17 protein-coding genes, 1 tRNA gene and 1 pseudogene are annotated in these 20,898 nt (G+C 64.6%); 11 read left to right on the top strand and 8 right to left on the bottom strand.

Going from position 1 to position 20,898, the window contains the following annotated elements; genetic code table 11:
• Positions 1–46 precede the first annotated feature (46 nt).
• A complete protein-coding gene (locus tag F3H41_RS21250; protein WP_188129420.1) occupies positions 47–223 on the bottom strand; it encodes a hypothetical protein in 177 nt (58 codons plus the stop codon).
• Between the two features lie 270 nt (positions 224–493).
• Between F3H41_RS21250 and F3H41_RS10370 the strand changes: the two genes are divergently transcribed.
• The gene (locus F3H41_RS10370; RefSeq protein ID WP_149738596.1) at positions 494–1,621 is read left to right on the top strand and encodes a GlxA family transcriptional regulator; all 1,128 of its coding nucleotides are present in this window, start codon (positions 494–496) and stop codon (positions 1,619–1,621) included.
• 7 nt (positions 1,622–1,628) lie between these two features.
• On the opposite strand, the gene F3H41_RS10365 is transcribed toward F3H41_RS10370, so the two are convergent.
• Genes F3H41_RS10365 through F3H41_RS10355 form a run of 3 tightly spaced genes read right to left on the bottom strand, consistent with a single transcriptional unit; the run spans position 1,629 to position 5,435 of the window.
• The gene (locus tag F3H41_RS10365) at positions 1,629–2,528 is read right to left on the bottom strand and encodes an NAD(P)-dependent oxidoreductase (RefSeq protein WP_149738595.1); all 900 of its coding nucleotides are present in this window, start codon (positions 2,526–2,528) and stop codon (positions 1,629–1,631) included.
• A 47-nt stretch (positions 2,529–2,575) separates the two neighbouring features.
• Positions 2,576–3,784, bottom strand: coding sequence for a mandelate racemase/muconate lactonizing enzyme family protein (locus tag F3H41_RS10360; RefSeq protein WP_149738594.1), 1,209 nt, complete (start codon positions 3,782–3,784; stop codon positions 2,576–2,578).
• A 19-nt stretch (positions 3,785–3,803) separates the two neighbouring features.
• Positions 3,804–5,435: a GMC family oxidoreductase N-terminal domain-containing protein gene (locus tag F3H41_RS10355; protein ID WP_149738593.1), complete on the bottom strand. Its 1,632-nt coding sequence runs from the start codon at positions 5,433–5,435 to the stop codon at positions 3,804–3,806.
• Positions 5,436–5,566: 131 nt separating this feature from the next.
• On the opposite strand from F3H41_RS10355, the gene F3H41_RS10350 reads away from it, so the two are divergent.
• Positions 5,567–6,484: a LysR substrate-binding domain-containing protein gene (locus F3H41_RS10350; protein ID WP_149738592.1), complete on the top strand. Its 918-nt coding sequence runs from the start codon at positions 5,567–5,569 to the stop codon at positions 6,482–6,484.
• Positions 6,485–6,556: 72 nt separating this feature from the next.
• On the opposite strand, the gene F3H41_RS10345 is transcribed toward F3H41_RS10350, so the two are convergent.
• Positions 6,557–6,632 (bottom strand) — tRNA-Thr (locus F3H41_RS10345).
• A gap of 146 nt (positions 6,633–6,778) precedes the next feature.
• Positions 6,779–7,738, bottom strand: coding sequence for a nitronate monooxygenase family protein (locus F3H41_RS10340; RefSeq protein WP_149738591.1), 960 nt, complete (start codon positions 7,736–7,738; stop codon positions 6,779–6,781).
• A gap of 315 nt (positions 7,739–8,053) precedes the next feature.
• On the opposite strand from F3H41_RS10340, the pseudogene F3H41_RS21735 reads away from it, so the two are divergent.
• Positions 8,054–8,266: pseudogene (locus tag F3H41_RS21735) on the top strand (biotin transporter BioY); the annotation flags it as partial.
• A 1,308-nt stretch (positions 8,267–9,574) separates the two neighbouring features.
• On the opposite strand, the gene ppk2 reads toward F3H41_RS21735, so the two are convergent.
• The gene (gene ppk2 / locus F3H41_RS10330; RefSeq protein ID WP_149738590.1) at positions 9,575–10,456 is read right to left on the bottom strand and encodes a polyphosphate kinase 2; all 882 of its coding nucleotides are present in this window, start codon (positions 10,454–10,456) and stop codon (positions 9,575–9,577) included.
• A gap of 131 nt (positions 10,457–10,587) precedes the next feature.
• Here ppk2 and F3H41_RS10325 point away from each other — a divergent pair, with 131 nt between their 5' ends.
• From F3H41_RS10325 to phoB, 7 genes are all read left to right on the top strand, one after another.
• The gene (locus F3H41_RS10325; protein WP_149738589.1) at positions 10,588–11,913 is read left to right on the top strand and encodes an ATP-binding protein; all 1,326 of its coding nucleotides are present in this window, start codon (positions 10,588–10,590) and stop codon (positions 11,911–11,913) included.
• A 196-nt stretch (positions 11,914–12,109) separates the two neighbouring features.
• Entirely contained in the window at positions 12,110–13,144 is a 1,035-nt protein-coding gene (locus tag F3H41_RS10320) for a substrate-binding domain-containing protein (protein ID WP_149738588.1), read from the top strand.
• A gap of 292 nt (positions 13,145–13,436) precedes the next feature.
• Complete coding sequence (gene pstC / locus F3H41_RS10315) at positions 13,437–14,918, top strand: phosphate ABC transporter permease subunit PstC (RefSeq protein ID WP_149738587.1); 1,482 nt, start codon at positions 13,437–13,439, stop codon at positions 14,916–14,918.
• Positions 14,915–16,234: a phosphate ABC transporter permease PstA gene (gene pstA / locus F3H41_RS10310; RefSeq protein WP_149738586.1), complete on the top strand. Its 1,320-nt coding sequence runs from the start codon at positions 14,915–14,917 to the stop codon at positions 16,232–16,234. Before pstC ends, pstA begins: the two co-directional genes overlap by 4 nt.
• Positions 16,235–16,247: 13 nt before the next feature.
• Positions 16,248–17,063 carry a phosphate ABC transporter ATP-binding protein PstB gene (gene pstB / locus F3H41_RS10305; protein WP_149738585.1) on the top strand — a complete coding sequence of 272 codons (816 nt, stop codon included), beginning with the start codon at positions 16,248–16,250 and terminating at the stop codon, positions 17,061–17,063.
• Between the two features lie 46 nt (positions 17,064–17,109).
• Positions 17,110–17,820 (top strand): phosphate signaling complex protein PhoU, encoded by a 711-nt coding sequence (phoU, locus tag F3H41_RS10300; protein WP_149738584.1) that lies wholly within the window; start codon positions 17,110–17,112, stop codon positions 17,818–17,820.
• Between the two features lie 54 nt (positions 17,821–17,874).
• Positions 17,875–18,558 carry a phosphate regulon transcriptional regulator PhoB gene (gene phoB / locus F3H41_RS10295; protein WP_149738583.1) on the top strand — a complete coding sequence of 228 codons (684 nt, stop codon included), beginning with the start codon at positions 17,875–17,877 and terminating at the stop codon, positions 18,556–18,558.
• A 175-nt stretch (positions 18,559–18,733) separates the two neighbouring features.
• On the opposite strand, the gene F3H41_RS10290 is transcribed toward phoB, so the two are convergent.
• Positions 18,734–19,255: a GcrA family cell cycle regulator gene (locus F3H41_RS10290; RefSeq protein ID WP_149738582.1), complete on the bottom strand. Its 522-nt coding sequence runs from the start codon at positions 19,253–19,255 to the stop codon at positions 18,734–18,736.
• Between the two features lie 437 nt (positions 19,256–19,692).
• Between F3H41_RS10290 and F3H41_RS10285 the strand changes: the two genes are divergently transcribed.
• A complete protein-coding gene (locus tag F3H41_RS10285) occupies positions 19,693–20,895 on the top strand; it encodes an aspartate aminotransferase family protein (RefSeq protein ID WP_149738581.1) in 1,203 nt (400 codons plus the stop codon).
• Positions 20,896–20,898 lie beyond the last annotated feature (3 nt).

Raw genomic sequence — 20,898 nt, 5'->3', positions numbered from 1 at the left:
CGCTAAGCTGTCGGGCGAGGGTCAACCGCGACTGGATCTGCATGTGCTAGAGAGGAAGCAAGTGGTTCACCCAAGCCATCACGGCATCCGACGTGTGAATTAGCGTTTCATAAATTTGGTGCTGCTGGGCCTTATAGGAATCAACCGAGATATCGCCGATGATGCCTGATAGTGCCGCGCCGACAACAAAACCCGTGATCTTTACTTCGCCGATACCCTTCATAAGTGCAATCGAAAACCGCGGAGTTCCCCGGCGAGCTTTAGGGACGCAAAGTGGGCGCCGCAAAAATGGCGTTCCCATGTCTGCTCATGGCGCAAAGCAGACAACACCTCCAACTCCCGCACCACGTCCCCCCACCTCCCAGCCGTAGTTTTGACACCCAAAGGCGCAAAGCCACGGATGCGCATGTCGTTTCCTGCGGTATGATCCGACAATCCCACCGGTGCCGGCGAGAGGTCTGCGCGGCGTGCGCAAGGGGATGAGGAGAACGAGATGGCGGGTGCACAGGGTGGCGTGGCGCGCAGGCCGGCCGGTGGCCGGGCGAGGGCCGATGGTGCCGCGCCCGACCGCAAGCTGAAGGTCGGCTTCGTGCTTGCCCGGCTCTTCACCCTCTCGGCCTTCTCGCTCTTCATCGATACGCTGCGGCTGGCGAGCGACGAGCTGGATCGCTCCGGCCGCGTCAAGGCGGACTGGGAGCTGCTCGGCTCGACGCGCCATCTCATCCGCTCCAGCTGCGGCGTTTCCGTCGCGCCGACGGCCGATCTGACGCGTCCCGAACGTTTCGACATGATCGTCGTGGTCGGCGGCCGGCTGGAATCGGAGGAACTGTGCGACGAGGAGACCCTGCGCTTCCTGCATCAGGCGGCCGAGCGGCGCATTCCCCTGATCGGCCTGTGCACCGGCACCTTCATCCTCGCCGAAGCCGGGCTTTTGACCCGTCACCAGACCTGCGTGAGCTGGCTGCACTACGCCTCGTTCCGCGAGCGCTTCCCGGATCTGAAGGCGCGGCCCGACCGGCTCTTCAATTTCGACGGATCACGCGGCTCCTGCGCCGGCGGCATGAGTTCGGCCGATCTCGCCGCCCATATCATCCGCACCTTCATCGGGCGTGATGCCGAGCAGAACGCGCTGGAAGTGCTGCAGATCGGCCGGGCCCGTGCGCCGAACGACACGCAGACCCGCGCGCCGCTGCAATCGCTGGAGGGCATGGCCACCACCGAGCGCCGCGTCAACGCCACGCTCATCACCATGGAGCAGCATTTGGCCGAGCCGAAGAGCATTCAGGCTCTCGCCGGCATGGTGGGCCTGTCCCGCCGGCAACTGGAGCGCCTGTTCCTGACGACGCTCGGCATGGCGCCGGCCCATGCCTACAATCTCGTGCGCCTGCAGCGCGCCCGTGAGCTTCTGGCCAGCACCGACCGCCCCATCATCGCCATCGCCATCGACGTCGGCTTCAACAATGCCTCGCACTTCTCCCGCGCCTTCCGCCGCACCTATGGCGTCTCGCCTACGCAGGTCCGCTCCGGCTTCGCGCGCCTGCCGGAGGAGGGGGAGTTGGAGGGGCCGAAGGATGGAGAGGCCGAGGCCGGTTCATCCGCAGCCGAGAGCCTGCCGGCTTAAGACATCCTCACTCCAGACGGGCGGGAAACCCGTCGGCCCGAAGGTCCGTCCCGACGGCCTCTTCCAGCAGCTTGACGATCTGGGTGGACTGGGCGCTGCCGCCATAGGCCTCCTTGCCCTTGAGGAAGATCGCGTGCGTGTGTTCGGCGAGCGCCAGCGGCACGTCGAAGGTCTCGCCGAAATTCATGGCAAAGCCGAGATCCTTCAGGGCCAGATCCATGCTGAAGCCGACATCATAGCTGCCGTTGAGAATGAGCTGACCTTCCGTCTCGTGCACGAAGCTGTTGCCGGAGCTGGCCTTGATGGCCCGCCAGGCCTGCGCGAGATCGAGCCCGCCGCGCTTGGCCAGCATCAGCGCCTCGCCATCGGCGACCAGATGGATGAAGGCCAGCATATTGGTGATGACCTTGATGACGGCGGCGCTGCCGAGCGGACCCATGTAGAAGATCTGGTCGCCCATGGCCTCGAGGGCCGGGCGATGACGATCGATGAGCTCCTTGTCGCCGCCCGCCAGCATGGTGATCTTGCCCTGCGCCGCCAGATGCACCCCGCCCGTCACCGGAAGTTCCATGGTCGTAACGCCGCGCTCGGCGGCCTTTGCCGCAAGTCGCAGGATCTCGTCGCGGCCAAGGGTGGACATTTCGATCCAGGTCAGCCCCGGCCGCGCGGCCTTAAGGATCTCGTTGAGCACCGCGTTCGACACCTGCGGCGAGGGCAGGCAGGTGAGCACGGCATCCGACTGGCCGGCGAGTGCACCGGCGCTGTCGGCCCAGACCGCGCCGGCCGTAATCAGCCGTTCGGCGGCGGCCGGATCGCGATCATGCACCACGACATCGAAGCCGCTGCGCAGCAGACTGGCCGCCAGATGCCCCCCGAGATTGCCGAGCCCGATGAAACCATAGCGCATGAGAGGACCTTTCCGTGTTGAAGCTGCGGCATGTCGTGACGGGTCGGTCACGGCACCAGCGGCTCGGTGTCGAGATTGAGATGGAGTTCGCTGCCCGTATAGGGGCTCGCGGCGATCGCCGCGTCATTCAGCGTCACGCCGAGCCCGGGCGCGGTCGGCGGGATGACATAGCCGTCTTCCCAGGCGATCGGCTCGTTGAGGAAGCGCATGAAGGGGCCGTCGAAGCGGCCGATCGATTCCAGTACGAGGAAATTCGGACTGCACGCCGCAAGCTGGATATTGGCGGCGGCGACGATCGGCCCGCAATAGAGATGCGGCGCGATCTGCGCCGACCGCGTCTCGGCCATGCCGGCAATCTTCTTCGCCTCCAGAAGGCCGCCGACCCGGCCGAGGTTCATCTGCAGGATCGAGGCGGCGCCTACCTCCAGCAGGCGGGCGAATTCGTGCTTGGTGCACAGCCGCTCGCCGGCCGCAATCGGGATCGCCGTGAAGCGGGCGACTTCCGCCATGTCGGCCGGGTTCTCCGGCGGGATCGGCTCCTCGAACCAGAGCGGATCATAGGCCTCGAGCCGCCGCGCCAGGCGTTTTGCGCCCGAAACCGTGAACTGGCCATGGGTGCCGAAGAGCAGATCCGCCCGGTCGCCGACCGCTTCGCGAATGCGCCGGCAGAAGGCCTCCGAGCGCGTCAGGTCCTCCATGCGCGGCTGGTGGCCGTCATGGATGGTGTAGGGCCCGGCCGGATCGAACTTCACGGCGGTAAAGCCTTGCTCGACCGCAAGCAGCGCCGCTTCGGCGGCCAAGTCCGGGTCGTTGTAGACATTCGGACGGGTAGGGTCGGGATAGACGTCGCCCTGCGGCGGATAGAGATAGGTGTAGCTGCGCAGCCGTCGATGCACCTGGCCGCCCAGCAACTGGTAGACCGGCTGGCCGGCGGCCTTGCCGATAATGTCCCAGCAGGCCATTTCGAGGCCGCTGAGAACGCCCATCACCGTCACATCGGGCCGCATCGTGTAGCCGGCACCATAGCTGCGGCGCCACATCTGTTCGATATGATGCGGATCCTGGCCCTCGAACTGGCGGGTGAACATGTCGACCGCCATCGCCGCGCAGAGGTCCGGCCCGAAGGTGGCGTTGTAGATCTCGCCGACGCCGCTGATGCCGCAGGCCGTCGTCAGCCGCACGAAGATGAAGTAGCGGCCCCCGTGCCGCGGTGGCGGATTGGCCACCACGAAGGTTTCGATCCTGTCGAGCTTCATGCCTGTGTCCTTCTCTGTGTCATCGCCCGAGCCCGACATAGGAAGGGCCGTTCAAAATCAGGTCCGCTGCGCGGTGGGCCAGCATGATGGTGGGCGCATTGGTGTTGCCGGAGGTGATGCTGGGAAAGGCGGAGGCATCGACGACCCGAAGCCCGGTGACGCCGAAGACGCGCAGCGCGCTGTCCGTCACGCCGCTCGCGGCATCCCGCCCCATGCGGCAGGTGGAAACCGGATGATAGACGCTGCCGCAGCGCAGCCGAAAATCCTCAAGAATGCCCCCATCGTCGAGCGCACGCACGTCCGGCGCCATCGCCTCCTTGATGAAGCCGCGCATGGCCGGCGTCGCCGCCATGCGCTGGATGAGGCGGCCGCCGGCGATCACGTCGTCCAGATCCTTCTCAGTCGACAGCGAATTCGGGATGATCCGCGGCGCATCGGAAGGGTCCGGCGAGATGATCTCGATCCGTCCCCGGCTGGTCGGCCGCGTCGGCTGGAAGGACAGAATGAAGCCGGGAAAGGGGTCCGGCCGGATCTTTGGCCGATTGTTCGCCGGCCCCGTCGTGTAGGTGAGGGGGTTGAGGTAGAGCTGCTGGTCGGGCCGCGCCAGGCCCTCCCGCGAGCGCACGAAGCCGCCGCACTGGTTGACGCTGAGGCTGAGCGGACCGCGCCGCGTCAGAAGATACCGCATACCCTGCAGCATCTTGCCCCACCTGGGGGCGAGAACGGAGTTGAGGGTCGCCTCGTTCGCCTTGTAGTAATAGCTGATGCCCAGATGATCCTGAAGATTGGCCCCGACATTCTGATTGGCCATGATGACGGGAATCCCGAGCCGCGCGAGCAGCGCCTGCGGCCCGATGCCGGAGGCTTGCAGGAGCTTCGGCGAATTCACCGCGCCGGCGCTGACGATGACGTCGCGACCGGCCTGAAAGGTCTCCATTCCCTGCGTCGTGCGCACCGAAACGCCGACGGCCCGCCGCCCTTCGAACAGAATGCGCTCGACCATGCAATTCTGGATGAGCGTGACATTGGCACGCGTGAGCGCCGGGCGCAGAAAGGCATCGGCCGCCGACCAGCGCCCTCCCCGCCGGGTCGTGATGCGGTAGCGCGTCACGCCCTCCGGGAAGGGCCCGTTGCAATCCTCCGTCACCGGCAGCCCGAGGTCTCGCGCCATCGCGAAATAGTGGCGGTTGCAGGGATGCGTGTCGTGCCTGACATCGGTGACGAACAGCGGCCCGTTTCCCTCGATCGTGCCGTCCGCCAGGACCCGGCTTTCGATCTGCTCGTAGTGGGCCCGCACCCGGTTCCAGTTCCAGCCGGCCGCGCCAGCCTCCTCCCAGTCGTCGAAATCTCCCGGAAGGCCGCGGCAATAGACGAGCGCATTGATCGAGCTGGAGCCGCCGAGAACCTTGCCGCGCGGCCAGTAGCCGATCCGCCCGCCGGTCTCCGGGTCCGGCTCGGTCCGGTACATCCAGTTGATGCGTGGATCGAAGAAGGTGCGGCCGTAGCCGATCGGCGTCTTGATCCAGAAGCTGTTGTCGCTGCCGCCCGCCTCGAGCACGAGAACGCTGTTCGCACCGCTGCGCGACAGCTGGTCGGCGAGCACGCAGCCGGCAGATCCGGCGCCGACGACGATGTAGTCGAATGTCTTCACGATCCGGTCCCCGACCATGCGATCAGCGCCGAGACGGCGCGTCCTGCTGCCAAAATTCGATCCGGGCTTGGCGCAAGTCAAACAAAGCTTTATGGGCGTAAGGCATCATTTTATTTGAAGCGAGGAGATCGATGGCCTATGCACTCCCGCCCCTGCAATGGCTGCGCGCCTTCGAGGCCGCAGCGCGCCTGTCGAGCTTTTCCGCTGCTGCCGAGGAACTGAACCTCACCCCGGCCGCCGTCAGCCACCAAGTGCGTTCCCTGGAGCGGCATTTGCGCGGGCAACTGTTCAAGCGCCTGCCGCGCGGCCTGCAACTGACGACGGTGGGACGTGCCTATCTGCCGGGGGTGACGCGGGCCTTCGACGAACTCGCCATCTCCACCGTCGGCATGTTCGGTCGCGGCCAGCACACGCATCTTGCCGTGCGCGCCTCGGTTCTCTTCGCAACGACCTGGATTGCGCCGTTGCTTCCGAAGTTCCACGCGCTCTTTCCCCACATCAAGATCCGGCTGCTGGCCGCGGTCTGGGCTGACAGATCCACCAGCGTCGATGTCGATATCCGTTTTGGGGACGGGCAGTGGAGCGACTTCGATGTGCGCCCGCTCTGGCATGAAGATTCCGTCGTCGTCGCGCGGCAGGAGAATGCACCGCCCGGCGGCGGCGACCGCGAACGACTGGCCGCCCTGACACGCGGCGGCGTGGTGCAGATCATGGGCTGCGAAGACCGCTGGACACGCATGCTGCGCCGGCACGACCTCGATGAGACGGCGCTTCGTGTCAACACCATGACCGACAGTTCGCTCATCGCCCTCGAACTGACCGCCGTCGGCTTCGGGCCCTGCATCGTTCAAAGCAGCTACACGACACACTACCTGAAGGAACGCGGCCTCTACCTGCCTTTCGCCGACGGCATCGACATCCCCGAATCCCACTTCATCCTCACCGCGCATGCCGTGGAACGGACCACGCCGGAAGCAGCGATCTTCCGCGACTGGCTCATCGAGGCGCTGAGGGATGCGCGAGGCGCGGCGCGCCTGCCGGCCCAATGACGTCGGCAGGGGTCTTCCCATCCGAAACGTCTCATCATCTGTTGAAGTGGTAGACAGAAGCGATCAGGAAAATGGTGCCGCTTACGTGACTCGAACACGTGACCCCATCATTACGAATGATGTGCTCTACCGACTGAGCTAAAGCGGCATTCCTCTCTCCGGCGCGGCGGAGCGGAAGGTGAGGGGCTGATAACCGCAAAGCGGGGGGAATTCAAGCCTGTTATCTTGGGTTCTGCGAAAAAACTGCGGCGCCCGCTGTGTGCGTCAGGGGCGCCGCCGTCGTGGATCGGGTGCCTAGAGGGCGAGGCGCGCGCGGGCCGCGGTGTATTCGCCTTCAAGGCGCGCCACCAGCGTTTCGACCGGGGTCACGGCCTTGACGGCGCCGATGCCCTGGCCGCAGCCCCAGATTTCCTTCCAGGCCTTGGGGCCCTCGGCGGCCTTTTCGAAGTCCATTTTCGAGGGGTCGGCCTCCGGCAGATGGTCGGGGTCCATGCCCGCCGCGGCGATCGAAGGTTTCAGGTAGTTGCCGGGAATGCCGGTGAAGTAGTTCGAATAGACGATATCGGCGGCGGCGCTGTCGACGATCATCTGCTTGTAGGCATCGACGGCGCGGGCTTCTTGCGTCGCGATGAAGGGCGAGCCGATATAAGCGAGGTCGGCCCCCATCGCCTGCGCCGCCAGAATGGCGCCGCCGGTCGCGATGGCGCCGGACAGGGCCAGCGGCCCGTCGAACCATTCGCGGATTTCCTGGATGAGCGCGAAGGGGGAGAGCGTGCCCGCATGGCCGCCGGCCCCCGCCGCCACCGCGATCAGCCCGTCCGCGCCCTTGCGGATCGCCGAGCGGGCATGGCGATCGTTGATCACGTCATGCAGCACGATGCCGCCATAGGAGTGAATTGCCGCATTCACCTCCGGCACGGCGCCGAGCGAGGAGATGACCACGGGCACCTTGTATTTGACGCAGAGCATCAGATCCTCCTCCAGCCGCTTGTTGGAGCGGTGGACGATCTGGTTCACAGCAAAGGGCGCGGCGGGCTGGTCCGGATGGGCCGCGTCGTGGGCGGCGAGCGTCTCGGTGATCTCGGCCAGCCATTCGTCGAGTTGCGAGGCCGGCCGGGCGTTGAGGGCCGGGAAGGCGCCGACAATGCCGGCCTTGCACTGGGCGATGGTCAGCGCCGGATGCGAAATGATGAACAAAGGTGCGGCAATCACCGGAATGCGGCGAAGGCCGGACAGGACGGGCGGCAGGGTCACGGGTCTCATCCTCCCAGATTTGACGTTTGCGTAAACGTAAGAATAGCCCAGTAGGCGGGGCGAGCGCAAGTCACGTCGCGCCGCGTGCGGACGCCTTTGCGGGGACGGTGTGGGCGCAAGGTTTCGGCGATCAATGTGCCTCGTCCACAGGGCGCGCTGTCGCCACGGCCTTGTCTCACATTGGGGATCATGGTTGCTTTGCCGGCTGGCCTCTTGCGTTACCTTGAGGCAATCGTTACCGAAAAGTAAACGGCACTGGTGGCCATTGGCACGTCCCGCATCGGCGGAGTGTTGCGGCCGACTGAAGGATGAGATGTGAGCGGACTGGAAACTGCGATCAGAAATGCGCTCGACCGCTCGGATCGCGGCAATCCGGAAACGCGCGCCCGCATCTACAAATCCGCCCGGCTGGCGCTCGAAAGCGGCCTGCGCAAGCAGGATGTCACCGATCCCGAGATCGTCGCCCAGCAGCGACAACGGCTGGAGACCATCATCCAGTCCATCGAGACCGAAGAGCAGTTCGCCCTCGGCTCCACACCAGGCAAGCGGGTCCCGCCCGTCGTTGCGCCGCCGGAGAGAAGAGAACCGGAGAGGCGAGAGCCGGACCGCGGCAGCGACCCTGCCTTTACCCCTGAGGTCAACGAGCGCCGGAAGGCTCCCGAACCCGTCGCCGTCTACCCTGCCGGTGCCGCCCCACGGGTCGAAGCGCGCGCGCAGGCGCCGTCGAAGCCGCGCTTCTGGGGGCGCAGTGGCGAAGACACACCGGCCTCATCGCGTCCCGATCCGGCGCTTGCGGCTGAACATGTCCCGCAGACACCCCGTGACGTCGGCGCGGTCGACACCGTTGCCGCCGCGCCCCAGGCACCCGCCGATCTGACGACCCGTGACCCGGTTGGCTCCGATCCGCTGGACGGCTTGCCGGTCGCGCCGGTCCGGCCGCTCGTCTCGCCGGAGCCGGTCGTCAGCGTCACGTCAGGCGAAAACAAGGAAGCCGTCCGGGCGGAGGAAGCAGCATTTCCGGCCGTCGAGCCCGTCACCATGGATGCATCCCTGCGCGACGTGCCGCCCATGCCGGAGGCTGCACGCGGCGATACCGTGAAGCCTTCGAAGGGCCGGCGACAGCCGAAGGCCCAACAGGCGTCCGGAAAGAAGCGTTCATCGATCGGCCGCTTTCTTTTCTCGACCTTTCTGGTGGTCGCAACGCTTGGCGCCGGCATTGGCGCTGCTGCCTGGTGGCTGGACCAGCAGGGCCTTCTCCAGCCGCTGCTCGATCCCGATGCGGAGATGCCCGTGCGCGTGGCCGACACGAGCGATGGCGCCGGCGCCGGGCTGAAAACGCTCGGAAAGCGGGAAGGCTTCACGGCGGACTGGCTGCCGGTCTTCCAGCCGCAGGAAGCGGGCAAGGATTATATCGCTGGCGCGCGCGCGGCGACGGAAGTCGTTCGCGACGAGGCCGGTTCACGCCTGAAGATCGCATCCACGCAGGCCGGGCCGGATGGCGAGGTCGCCATCGACGTGCCGGCCAATGTTCTTGGCGAAATCTCCGGCAAGACATCGACCTTGGCGCTCACCGTGCAGGGGGCCGATGGCCGCCCGACGGAATTTTACGTGGAGTGTGATTTCGCCAGCCTCGGCAGTTGCGGCCGTCACCGCTTTACCGTGCATGGCGAAAAGGTGGATGTGCTCTTCCAGGTCCGCTTCGACAGGACGCTGGCACCGGGAACGCCGGGCAAGTTGCTCATCAACAGCGATGTTTCCGGCCGCGGCGAGAGCCTCAACCTCTACGCCGTCAGGCTGCTGCCGGGAACCTGACCGGTCGGGACGTTCCGTCCCGCGTCAGTCGAGAAATGCGTGGCCGGAACAGACGATGCGGCTGTCGATCGTGCCGACGACGCTCTTGTCCTTGCCCTCGTAGTCGAGCGCCGTGAGAATGCTGCGGATGATCTCGATGCGCGCACGGCGCTTGTCATTGGCCCTGACGACGGTCCAGGGCGCGTGGTCGGTGTCCGTTTCCTTCAGCATGCGGTCCCGCTTTTGCGAGTAGTCGTCCCACTTGTTGAGGGCGGCAATGTCCATGGGTGAGAGCTTCCACGTTTTCAGCCGGTCGTGGGCCCGGTCATGGAAGCGCTTCAGCTGCATTTCGCGGCCGATGTCGAGCCAGAACTTGAAGAAGAAGAAGCCGTCCTGCACCAGCATCTTTTCAAAGCGCGGCGTCTGGGCCAGAAAGCGCTCGTACTCCTCGGGGGTGCAGAAACCCATGACCGGCTCGACGCCGGCGCGGTTGTACCAGGAGCGGTCGAACAGCACGAAGTCGCCCGCAGTCGGAAAATGGGCGATGTAGCGCTGGTAATACCATTGCCCGCGCTCGGTTTCCGTCGGCTTCGTCAGCGCCACAACATGCGCATTGCGCGGGTTCATATAGGCGAGAATATCGTGGATCGCGCCGCCCTTGCCGGCGGCATCGCGTCCCTCCAGCAGCGCCATGACACGCCCGCCGGTCTTCTGCAGCCAGAACTGCACCTTGACGAGCTCGGCCTGCAGATCCTCCAGCGTCTTGGCGAAGACCTCCTTGTCGAGCTTGTCGGGATAGGGATAGCCGCCGGATGAAAAGGCATTGTCATCCACCCAGCCGGGCAGCTTGGGATCGTCGATGTCGAAGGCCCGCTTCTTGCCGCCGATATCCAGAACCACGGCCTTGCTGTCCACGGGGTCGACCATCTCTGTCCTCGCCTTTTCGCCAAGCATCGTGAAAAGGAGGCCACAATTCCATTGCGAATTCAAGCGTGTCGTGACCATCCTGTCACAATGGCCTGCTAGCGTCCCCTCCCTTGAGGGAGTGAGGGAAGGGCATGAAAGAGGGAGTTGTCTTGGCTGAGGAGCCGTCAATCAGACGCCTGTTGGCATCGAGCGTGCGTGCCGGGCGGTGGACCGTGCTGGCGGCGCTTGTGCTTGTATCGGGCCTCCTGGTGCTCGGCCAGTCCGTGGCGGCCGCAAGCCTTGCCGGCATTTTCCTGATGCTGTTTCTGTTCCAGCGTGGCGAACGGCCGGGCCCGGCCGAAGCCGCTGCTCGAACCGAGCTGGCCGAGGAGCCGGTGCCGGCCGATATCGCCGACGTCATGCCCGCGCCGCCGCTCGCCAGCCCCGTCCTGGAAGCGCTCGACATGCCGGTCCTGCTGATCGGCCCCTCCGAGATGGTGCTGCACCAGAATGCGTCGGCGCTCCGCCTGTTTGGACCCATTCCGGCTGGCAGCTATCTCGGTGCCTATGTCCGCTCCCCCGGCATTCTCGACATGGTACGCGACACCTTTTCCTCCGGCCGGGTAACGCAGCTCGAGCATTCCGAGCGCCTGCCATCCGAAGCCGTCTATCTCGTGCGCGCTGCCCTCGCGGCGTCGCAGCCGGCCGGGCAGCAGGGGCAGGGGGCGGGGGCGGGCGACGCCGGCATGTCGGGCCGCCTGCTGGTCCTCTCCTTTACCGATATCTCCCAGACGCGGCGCATCGACCGCATGCGCTCGGACTTTGTCGCCAACGCCAGCCACGAGCTGCGCACGCCGCTCGCCTCCCTCACCGGCTTCATCGAGACCCTTCAGGGGCCGGCCCGCAACGACACCAAGGCGCAGGAACGCTTCCTCGCCATCATGTACGAGCAGGCAACCCGCATGAGCCGGCTCGTGGACGACCTGCTGTCCCTCTCGCGTCTTGAGCTGAAGTCGCATCTCCCGCCACAGGAGGAGGTCGAACTCGGTCCCCTCATTGGCCATGTCCATGACAGCCTCCAACCTCTCGCCGTCGAGCTTGGCGTCACCATCGCGCTCAGCCTGCCTGAGCAGCCCGTACGCGTGCGCGGCGACCGTGACGAACTGATCGAGGTCGTTGAGAACCTGATCGAGAATGCCTGCAAGTATGGTCAGGAAGGAAAGAAGGTCGAGGTGACCCTGGCGGTCGGTGCCAACGGGCCGGAACTCTCGGTGCGCGACTATGGCCCCGGCATTCCGCCCGAGCATGTGCCGCGGATCACCGAACGTTTCTACCGCGTCAATGTGGAAACCAGCCGCACGAAAAAGGGCACGGGTCTCGGCCTTGCCATCGTCAAACACATCCTCACCCGCCACAGGGCGCGGCTGGTGGTGGAGTCCGAAGTCGGCAGGGGAACGGTGTTTACCGTGAGGTTTTGACACACTGAAAATCGTTGTGTCACGAAGCTGTAAAAATACTCAATTTTAACAAATGGATAGGCTGTCATAAATCTTTCGTCGAACCGACATAAAAGGGCGGTGTGACCAGCGTTAAGAAAAGGCAGCCGATCAGGACGGTCCACCTCAGTCTTGAAGCTGGCGGTCGAATTCACAAAGCCCCAACGGGAGATCATCCATGAAAAACGTCAAGTTCACGGTGGCACTGCTTGCTGCCTCCGTCGCTTTCGCCGGCGCTGCCGCTGCCCGCGATCAGGTCCAGGTTGCCGGTTCCTCGACGGTTCTGCCCTATGCCAAGATCGTTGCCGAAGCCTTCGGCGAAACCTTCCCGAACTTCAAGACGCCGGTCGTTGAATCGGGCGGCTCTTCGGCTGGTCTGAAGGAATTCTGCAAGGGCGTCGGCCCGGAGACCATCGACGTCGCCAACTCTTCGCGCGCGATCAAGTCGTCCGAAGTTGAAGCCTGCAAGGCTGCCGGCGTAACGGAAATCCAGGAAGTCAAGATCGGCTACGACGGCATCGTCTTCGCAACCGATTCCAGCAACAAGGACCTGGCGATCGTTCCGAAGGACATCTACCAGGCTCTCGCCGCTGAAGTTGTCGTGGACGGCAAGCTCGTTGCCAACCCCTACAAGAAGTGGTCGGAAGTCAACAAGGACCTGCCGGACGTCGAAATCGCCGCTTACATCCCGGGCGAAAAGCACGGCACCCGTGAAGTCTTCGAAGAAAAGGTTCTCGCCCAGGGCTGCAAGGACTCCGGCGCTGCCGAAGCCATCAAGGGCCTCGTCGCGGACGAGAAGGAGCAGCACTCCAAGTGCGTTGCAGTTCGCAAGGACGGCATGGCTGTCGACATCGACGGCGACTACACCGAAACGCTCGGCCGTATCGGCTCCAACAAGAACGGCATCGGCGTCTTCGGCCTCGCCTTCTACGAAAACAACGCTGACAAGCTGAAGGTCGCCACCGTCAACGGTATCGTTCCGTCGACCGAAACGATCGCTTCCGGCGAGTATCCGGTTTCCCGTCCGCTGTTCTTCTACGTCAAGAAGGCCCACATCGGCGTCATCCCGGGCCTGAAGGAATATGTCGAGTTCTTCACGAGCGACGACATGATCGGCCCCGACAGCCCGCTGGCCCAGTACGGCCTCGTTGCTGCTCCGGACGCTGAGCGCGAAGAAATTCGCAAGGCCTTCGAAGACGGCAAGGTCATGTAATGATCAAAGGCTGGCGCATCTTTGGATGCGCCAGCCCTTTTCGCGAGGTGGGCTTGCCTTGCGATGTCTGCGCGCTGTACGGCCTCTCCGTCTGTCGCGTGTGACTGCCGCCCTGCCGGGGCGCGTGTCCGGCGTCGGCCTTCTGCCGGTCGTCGGAAAAGTTTCGAAATGACGATGACATGTATCGGAGCATGAGCGGCGTCGCTGCCGAGCGTGTTTCAGGCGATCAACGCCAGGCCAGGCCTCGGCTACCGGGGAACGAGGGGCTAGGCGGCCTCGGGGGTTTATCCGAATGAGCACATCACTGCTTCTCTTGCTGGTCGCCATTATCGGCGTGATCGGCTACGTCGCCGGGTCCCGGCGTGCGTCCGTCCTGGCGAACGGTAAGTCGTCCAATCTGCATTCCCGTCCGGGCTATTACGGCGCCTATGTCGGTATCTGGGCCACGCTGCCGGCGATCCTCGTCATGGTGGTCTGGAACATTGCCGCGCCAACCTACATCAATTCCACGGTTCGCGGCGAGTTTCCGGCTGAGGTCCAGGCTGAGTCCGCTGCGACGCAGAACCTTGCCTATGGCATGATCGGCGCCATCGCCCGCGGCCTGAACCTTGCGACGCCCGAGGAAGTCGCGGCCATCGATGCCGGCGGCGACGTGCGCGCCATTCTGGCCGGCAAGGGCGTTCCGCTCGCCGACCAGCCGCAGCCCTACATGATCGCGGCCGCCAAGCATCTCAATGAGATGAACGCGACGAGCGCGATGCTGCTGTCCGTGGCCGTCCTTCTCGTCGCCGTCGGCGGCGCCCTGCTGGCCTACCGCTCGATCGCGGCACGCTTCCGCGCCCGCAACCGGGTCGAGAGCGTGATCCTCGTCAGCCTCATCGTTGCGTCCTCCATCGCCATCTTCACCACCGTCGGCATCGTCTTCTCGATGGCGTCGGAGGCGATCCACTTCTTCACGATGGTCCCCGCCCACGAGTTCTTCTTTGGCACCGTCTGGGATCCGCGCTTTGCCGCGGCCGGTTCGGGCGGCACATCCGGCCAGTTCGGCCTGATCCCGCTGCTGCTCGGCACGCTCTATATCGGCGCGGTCGCCATGCTGTTTGCCGTGCCGATCGGTCTCTTCGCCGCCATCTACATGGCCGAATATGCCGGGTCCAAGTTCCGCAGCCTTGCCAAGCCGCTGCTCGAAGTGCTCGCCGGCATCCCCACCATCGTCTACGGCTTCTTCGCCCTCGTCACGGTCGGCCCCTTCTTCCGCGATCTTTCCGCGCAGATGGCCGGTCTTGCCACGGGCAACTACCAGAGCTTCATCCAGGCGCAGAGCGTTCTGACGGCCGGTTTCGTCATGGGCATCATGTTGATCCCCTACGTCTCCTCCCTCTCGGACGACATCATCACCGCCGTGCCGCGCTCGCTGCGCGACGGTTCGCTCGGCCTCGGCGCCACGCGCTCCGAGACCATCAAGAAGGTCATCCTGCCGGCAGCCCTGCCGGGCATCGTCGGCGCCATCCTGATGACCGCATCGCGCGCCATCGGCGAAACCATGATCGTGGTTCTGGCCGCCGGCGTTGCTGCCCGCATGCAGCTCAACCCCTTCGAGCCGATGACCACGGTCACCGTCAAGATCGTCAACCAGCTGACCGGCGACCTTGAATTCACCTCGCCGCAGACGCTCGTTGCCTTCGCACTCGGCATCACGCTCTTCGTGATCACCCTGTGCCTGAACATCTACGCCCTCTTTATTGTCCGCAAGTACCGGGAGCAGTACGAATGAGCCAGGTCATCTCGGCGCCCGCCGCCACGGCCCGCGCCGCCACACCGCGCCGCGACATCGGCATCAAGCGTCGCTACGCCGCCGAACGTCGCTTCCGCGCCTATGGTTTGGCAGCCATCACCTTCGGCCTGCTGTTCCTCTTCCTGCTGGTCAGCTCCGTCGTCTCGAAGGGCTACACGGCCTTCGAGCAGACCATGATCACCATCCCTGTCGAATTCACCGAGAGCGCGATCGACAAGGACAATGAGCGTGCCACCAACCCGCAGAAGCTGATGACTGCCAACTATCCGGTCGTCGCCCGCAATGCGCTTGCCAAGGTCCTCGGCGTTGACCCGAACGACCGTGCCAGCATGCGCGCTGTCGGCGGCATGCTCTCCGACAGTGTCCGCACCCAGCTGCGCAACATCGTCGTCAACAATCCCTCGGTCATCGGCACCACGCAGCCGGTCTCGCTGCTCGCCCACGGCGATATCGATTCTGCCTACAAGGGGCAGATCGATCTCTCCGTGCCGGAAACCAACCGCAAGGTCTCCGACAAGCAGGTCGGCTGGATGAATCAGCTTGCCGAAAGCGGTGCGCTGGCCGGGCATTTCAACACGGGCATTTTCTTGAACGGCGCCTCCAGCCGTCCGGAAGCCGCCGGCGTCGGCGTCGCCTTCATCGGTTCGCTCTACATGATGCTGATCGTGCTCGTTCTGTCGCTGCCGATCGGTGTCGCCGCCTCGATCTACCTCGAGGAGTTCGCGCCGAAGAACCGCTTCACGGACCTGATCGAGGTGAACATCAACAACCTCGCCGCCGTGCCCTCGATCGTTTACGGTCTGCTCGGTCTTGCCGTCTTCATCAACTTCGCCGGCCTGCCGCGTTCCGCAGCCCTCGTCGGCGGCCTGGTGCTGACGCTGATGACGCTGCCGACCATCATCATCGCGACCCGCGCTGCCCTCAAGGCCGTGCCGCCGTCGATCCGCGCCGCCGCCCTCGGCCTTGGCGCTTCGAAGATGCAGACCGTGTTCCATCACGTCCTGCCGCTGGCCATGCCCGGCATCCTGACCGGCACCATCATCGGCCTTGCCCACGCACTCGGCGAAACGGCTCCCCTGCTGCTGATCGGCATGGTCGCCTTCGTCGCCGATTTCCCGGGCTCGCCGCTGGCGCCGTCCACGGCTCTTCCGGTACAGATCTACATGTGGGCCAACGAAGCCGAGCGCGCCTTCGTGGAACGCACCTCCGGGGCGATCATCATCCTTCTGATCTTCCTCGTCCTGATGAACCTTGGCGCAATCTTGCTGCGCCGTCGATTTGAACGTCGCTGGTAGGGAGTACCCGATCATGAACATGATGAATGAAGCAGCGATCGAAAAGGCAGTGGACCAGAAAATGAACACCGTTCCCTACAAGATGATCGGCAAGGACGTCTCCGTCTACTACGGCGAGAAGCGCGCCCTGTTCGACGTCAACCTGAACATCCGCGAAAACACCGTCACCGCCCTCATCGGTCCGTCGGGCTGCGGGAAGTCGACCTTCCTGCGCACGCTGAACCGCATGAACGACACGATCGACAACTGCCGGGTCACCGGCAAGATCACGCTCGACGCGGACGATATCTACGATCCCAATATCGACGTCGTGGAACTTCGCGCCCGCGTTGGCATGGTGTTCCAGAAGCCGAACCCTTTCCCGAAGTCGATCTACGAAAACGTCTCCTACGGACCGCGTATCCACGGTCTTGCCCGCACCCGCGCCGAGTTCGATGAAATCGTCGCCTCGAGCCTGCAGAAGGCCGGTCTCTGGAACGAAGTGAAGGATCGCCTGCACGAGCCGGGCACCGGCCTGTCCGGTGGTCAGCAGCAGCGCCTGTGCATTGCGCGCGCCGTAGCCGTCAGCCCGGAAGTCATCCTGATGGACGAGCCCTGCTCGGCCCTCGACCCGATCGCCACCGCCAAGGTCGAGGAGCTGATCCACGAACTGCGCACCAACTACACGATCGTCATCGTGACGCACTCGATGCAGCAGGCCGCCCGCGTTTCGCAACGCACCGCCATGTTCCACCTCGGCAACCTCGTCGAGGAGAACGACACGGACAAGATGTTCACCAACCCGGACGACCAGCGTACGCAGGACTACATCATGGGCCGCTTCGGCTGAGGCGGATTGTCCTGCCTGTTGTCACGCGGTTTGAGAGGAAACACCCATGCCCAGCCATATCGTCTCCGTCTATGACGAAGAACTGAAGTACCTTGCCCGCCGCATCTCCGAGATGGGCGGTCTGGCCGAGCAGATGCTCGGCGACAGCGTGCGCGCCCTGATCAACTCGGATGTCGCGCTCGCCCAGAAGGTCATCTCCGATGACGTGATCCTCGACAATGCCGAGCGCGAGATCGGCGAGAAGGCCATCGTCACCATCGCCAAGCGCCAGCCCATGGCCGCCGACCTGCGCGAGATCATGGGTGCGATCCGCATCGCAAGCGACCTCGAGCGCGTCGGCGATCTCGGCAAGAACACCGCCAAGCGCGTCATCGCTGTCGCGACGTCGGGCGTTCCGCGCCAGTTCGCCCGCGGCCTCGAGCACCTGACGGAGCTCACCGCCGCCCAGCTCAAGGAAGTGCTTGATGTCTACGCATCGCGTTCGGCCGAAAAGGCCAACAACATCCGCCAGCGCGATGGCGAGATCGATGCGATCTACACCTCGCTCTTCCGCGAGCTTTTGACCTACATGATGGAAGACCCGCGCAACATCACCTCGTGCACGCATCTCCTGTTCTGCGCCAAGAACATCGAGCGCATCGGTGACCATGCGACCAACATCGCCGAAACCATCTACTACATGACCACCGGCGCCCAGATCGAAGGCGAGCGTCCCAAGGACGATACGACTGCCACGATGCGGGTCAGCGGCGAATAATCCGCCTGCGGGCCCCTTAGGGGGCCTGTTGGCGGGCAGGAAGGAGGAGGCAACATGTTGCCCAGAATTGCAGTGGTGGAAGACGAAGAGGCGCTGAGCGTCCTTCTGCGCTACAACCTCGAGGCGGAAGGTTTCGACGTCGATACCATCCATCGCGGCGACGAGGCGGAAGTCCGTCTCCAGGAACGGCTCCCCGATCTTCTCATTCTCGACTGGATGTTGCCCGGCGTCTCCGGCATCGAACTGTGCCGGCGGCTGCGCCAGCGCGCCGAAACCGAGCGCCTGCCGATCATCATGCTGACGGCACGCGGCGAGGAGAGCGAGCGCGTCCGCGGGCTCGCGACAGGCGCCGACGATTACGTCGTCAAGCCCTTCTCGACGCCGGAACTCATGGCCCGCGTCAAGGCCATGTTGCGCCGCGCCAAGCCGGAACTCCTCTCCTCCGTGCTCAAATGCGGGGATATCGAGCTCGACCGCGAAACCCACCGCGTCCACCGCAAGAGCCGCGAAGTGCGCCTCGGGCCGACCGAATTCCGCCTCTTGGAATTCTTCATGTCCTCGCCCGGCCGCGTCTTCTCCCGCTCGCAACTGCTGGACGGCGTCTGGGGCCACGATATCTACGTCGACGAACGCACCGTCGACGTCCATGTCGGCCGCCTGCGCAAGGCGCTCAACTTTTCCAACATGACCGACGTCATCCGCACCGTCCGCGGCGCCGGTTATTCGTTGGAAGGGTAAGCTTTGCTCAGCATCGCTCCGGCGAGGAACACGGCATCCTGTCCGGTGATCAGCAAAGGCGGTCCGCAAGGTCCGCCTTTTTGCATGCCTTATCCCTGCGAGCCTGCAACCGGCAATGAAAAAGGCGGCCGAGGCAAAGCCTGGCCGCCGCTTTCGAGCAGGGGTGTCCGGCGTCTTACCGAACCCGGCGGCGCTCGGCCGAGGGCTGATAGGCGAGGCGAGCGTGCGCCGTGCAATAGGGGCCGGCCTCGGCGCAGTCATTGCCGCAGAAGTGGAAATCGTCCTTCAGCGGGTCGCCGACGGGCCACTTGCAGGTGCGCTCGGTGAGCTGCGTCAGCACGAGGCGGCGCGTCATCGGCACGACGACGTTGGATGCGGGTACGAAATCTTCCTCGGCAACGAGATCGACTTCGACCTCTTCCTTGAGGACCGTGGCGCCCTGGACGCGCGAGACGGTGCGCGTGGCAACCTTCGAGGCGTAGTTCGGCGCGCGCGGCGGGGCGGTGGTGCGCTTGGTGCGCGGCGCGGCAGCGGCGCTGCCGCCGGCTTTTGCGCGACCGGGGAGGCTGAGGCGATGCACCTTGCCGATTACGGCATTGCGGCTGACGCCGCCCAGTTGCGCAGCGATCTGGCTGGCGCTCAGTCCTTCCGACCAGAGCTTCTTCAGTTTCTCCACGCGTTCGTCCGTCCAGTTCATTCCATTCGTCTCCGCCGGTTCGAGTCCCGTTCGGCGAATCCTTCACCGTGCCCTGAACAGCACAGTCGGAGCGCAAACGCGATAACTCTATGTGGTGACTAGGTCCGCCGCATGCGTCTAGTAATTGACTATTAACCTAGAGACAGGGCGACTCTGTGGCAAGAGTCGGGCGAATCACGCCGAATCGATTTCGCGGTTTTCCCCAACTTGCTTCCCCCGGCGTGGCATTTTTGCAATGGTGCGCAAGGCTCGCGCAAGCTCGCCTCTTTACCTGCCTTCGCCCCCGCAAAACCCCGGTCTTTGTTGACATTGCGGTGCGAGATGGCGATAGTGCGCGCGCCGCCGAAAGGCGGCATTTTTGATTTTTGCGGATCGCAGTCCGGCGCCTCGAATGGCCGCCGCTCAAAGGTCCGGACCACGGCATCAGGAGATGGCAGATGAGCGCCACCGCAGCCCTTTACGACACCTATGCCCGCGCGCCGCTCCGCTTCGAGCGCGGTGAGGGCGTGTGGCTGATCGACGAGGAGGGCAATCGCTACCTCGATTTCGCCGCCGGTGTTGCGGTCAACTCGCTGGGGCATGCCCATCCCCATCTCGTGGAGGCGCTGAAGGCGCAGGCCGACAAGGTCTGGCACCTCTCCAACCTTTATGAAGTGCCCGGCCAGGAAAGCCTGTCGCGGCGCCTGTGTGCCGTTACCTTTGCCGACAAGGTCTTCTTCGCCAATTCCGGCGCCGAAGCGCTGGAATGCGCCATCAAGACCGCGCGCCGCTATCACCATGCCAAGGGCCACCCCGGCAAATTCCACATCATCACCTTCGAAGGCGCCTTCCACGGCCGCACGCTGGCGACGATCGCCGCCGGCGGTCAGGCCAAGTATCTCGAAGGTTTCGGCCCCAAGGCGCCCGGCTTCTACCAGGTTCCCTTCGGCGATATGGCCGCTTTGCGTGCCGCCATCACCGAGGAGACCGCGGCGCTTCTCATCGAGCCGCTGCAGGGCGAGGGCGGCATTCGCCTCGTCAGCAAGGAATTCCTGCGGGAAATGCGCGCGATTTGCGACGAATTCGGCCTCCTTCTGATCTTCGACGAAGTGCAATGCGGCGTCGGTCGTACTGGCAAGCTCTTTGCCCATGAATGGGCCGGCGTCACGCCTGACATCATGGCTGTCGCAAAGGGCATCGGCGGCGGCTTCCCGCTCGGTGCCTGCCTTGCCACGGCGGAGGCCGCGAGCGGCATGGTCGCCGGCACCCATGGCTCCACCTATGGTGGCAATCCGCTCGCCATGGCGGTCGGCAATGCCGTTCTCGATGTCGTGCTGGCCGATGGCTTCCTGGAGCACGTCCGCGATGTCGCGCTCGTCTTCCGCCAGGGCCTCGCCTCGCTCAAGGACCGTTTCCCGGATGTGATCGAGGAGATCAGGGGCGACGGGCTGATGCTCGGCATCAAGGCCAAGGTGCCGAATGGCGATCTCCTGCAGGCGATCCGCGCCGAAAAGCTGCTCGGCGTTCTCGCCGGCGACAACGTGCTGCGCCTCCTGCCGCCGCTCATCACCACCGCCGCCGAGGCGCGCGAAGGTCTGCATCGCATCGAGCGGGCCTGCGAGGCCCTTTCGCAACCGATCCGCGCCCAGGCATTGGCCTGATTT

The sequence above is a fragment of the Rhizobium sp. RU20A genome, assembly GCF_900155885.1.
Taxonomy (GTDB): Bacteria; Pseudomonadota; Alphaproteobacteria; order Rhizobiales; family Rhizobiaceae; genus RU20A.
This window is presented reverse-complemented; position numbering and strand designations above follow the sequence as displayed.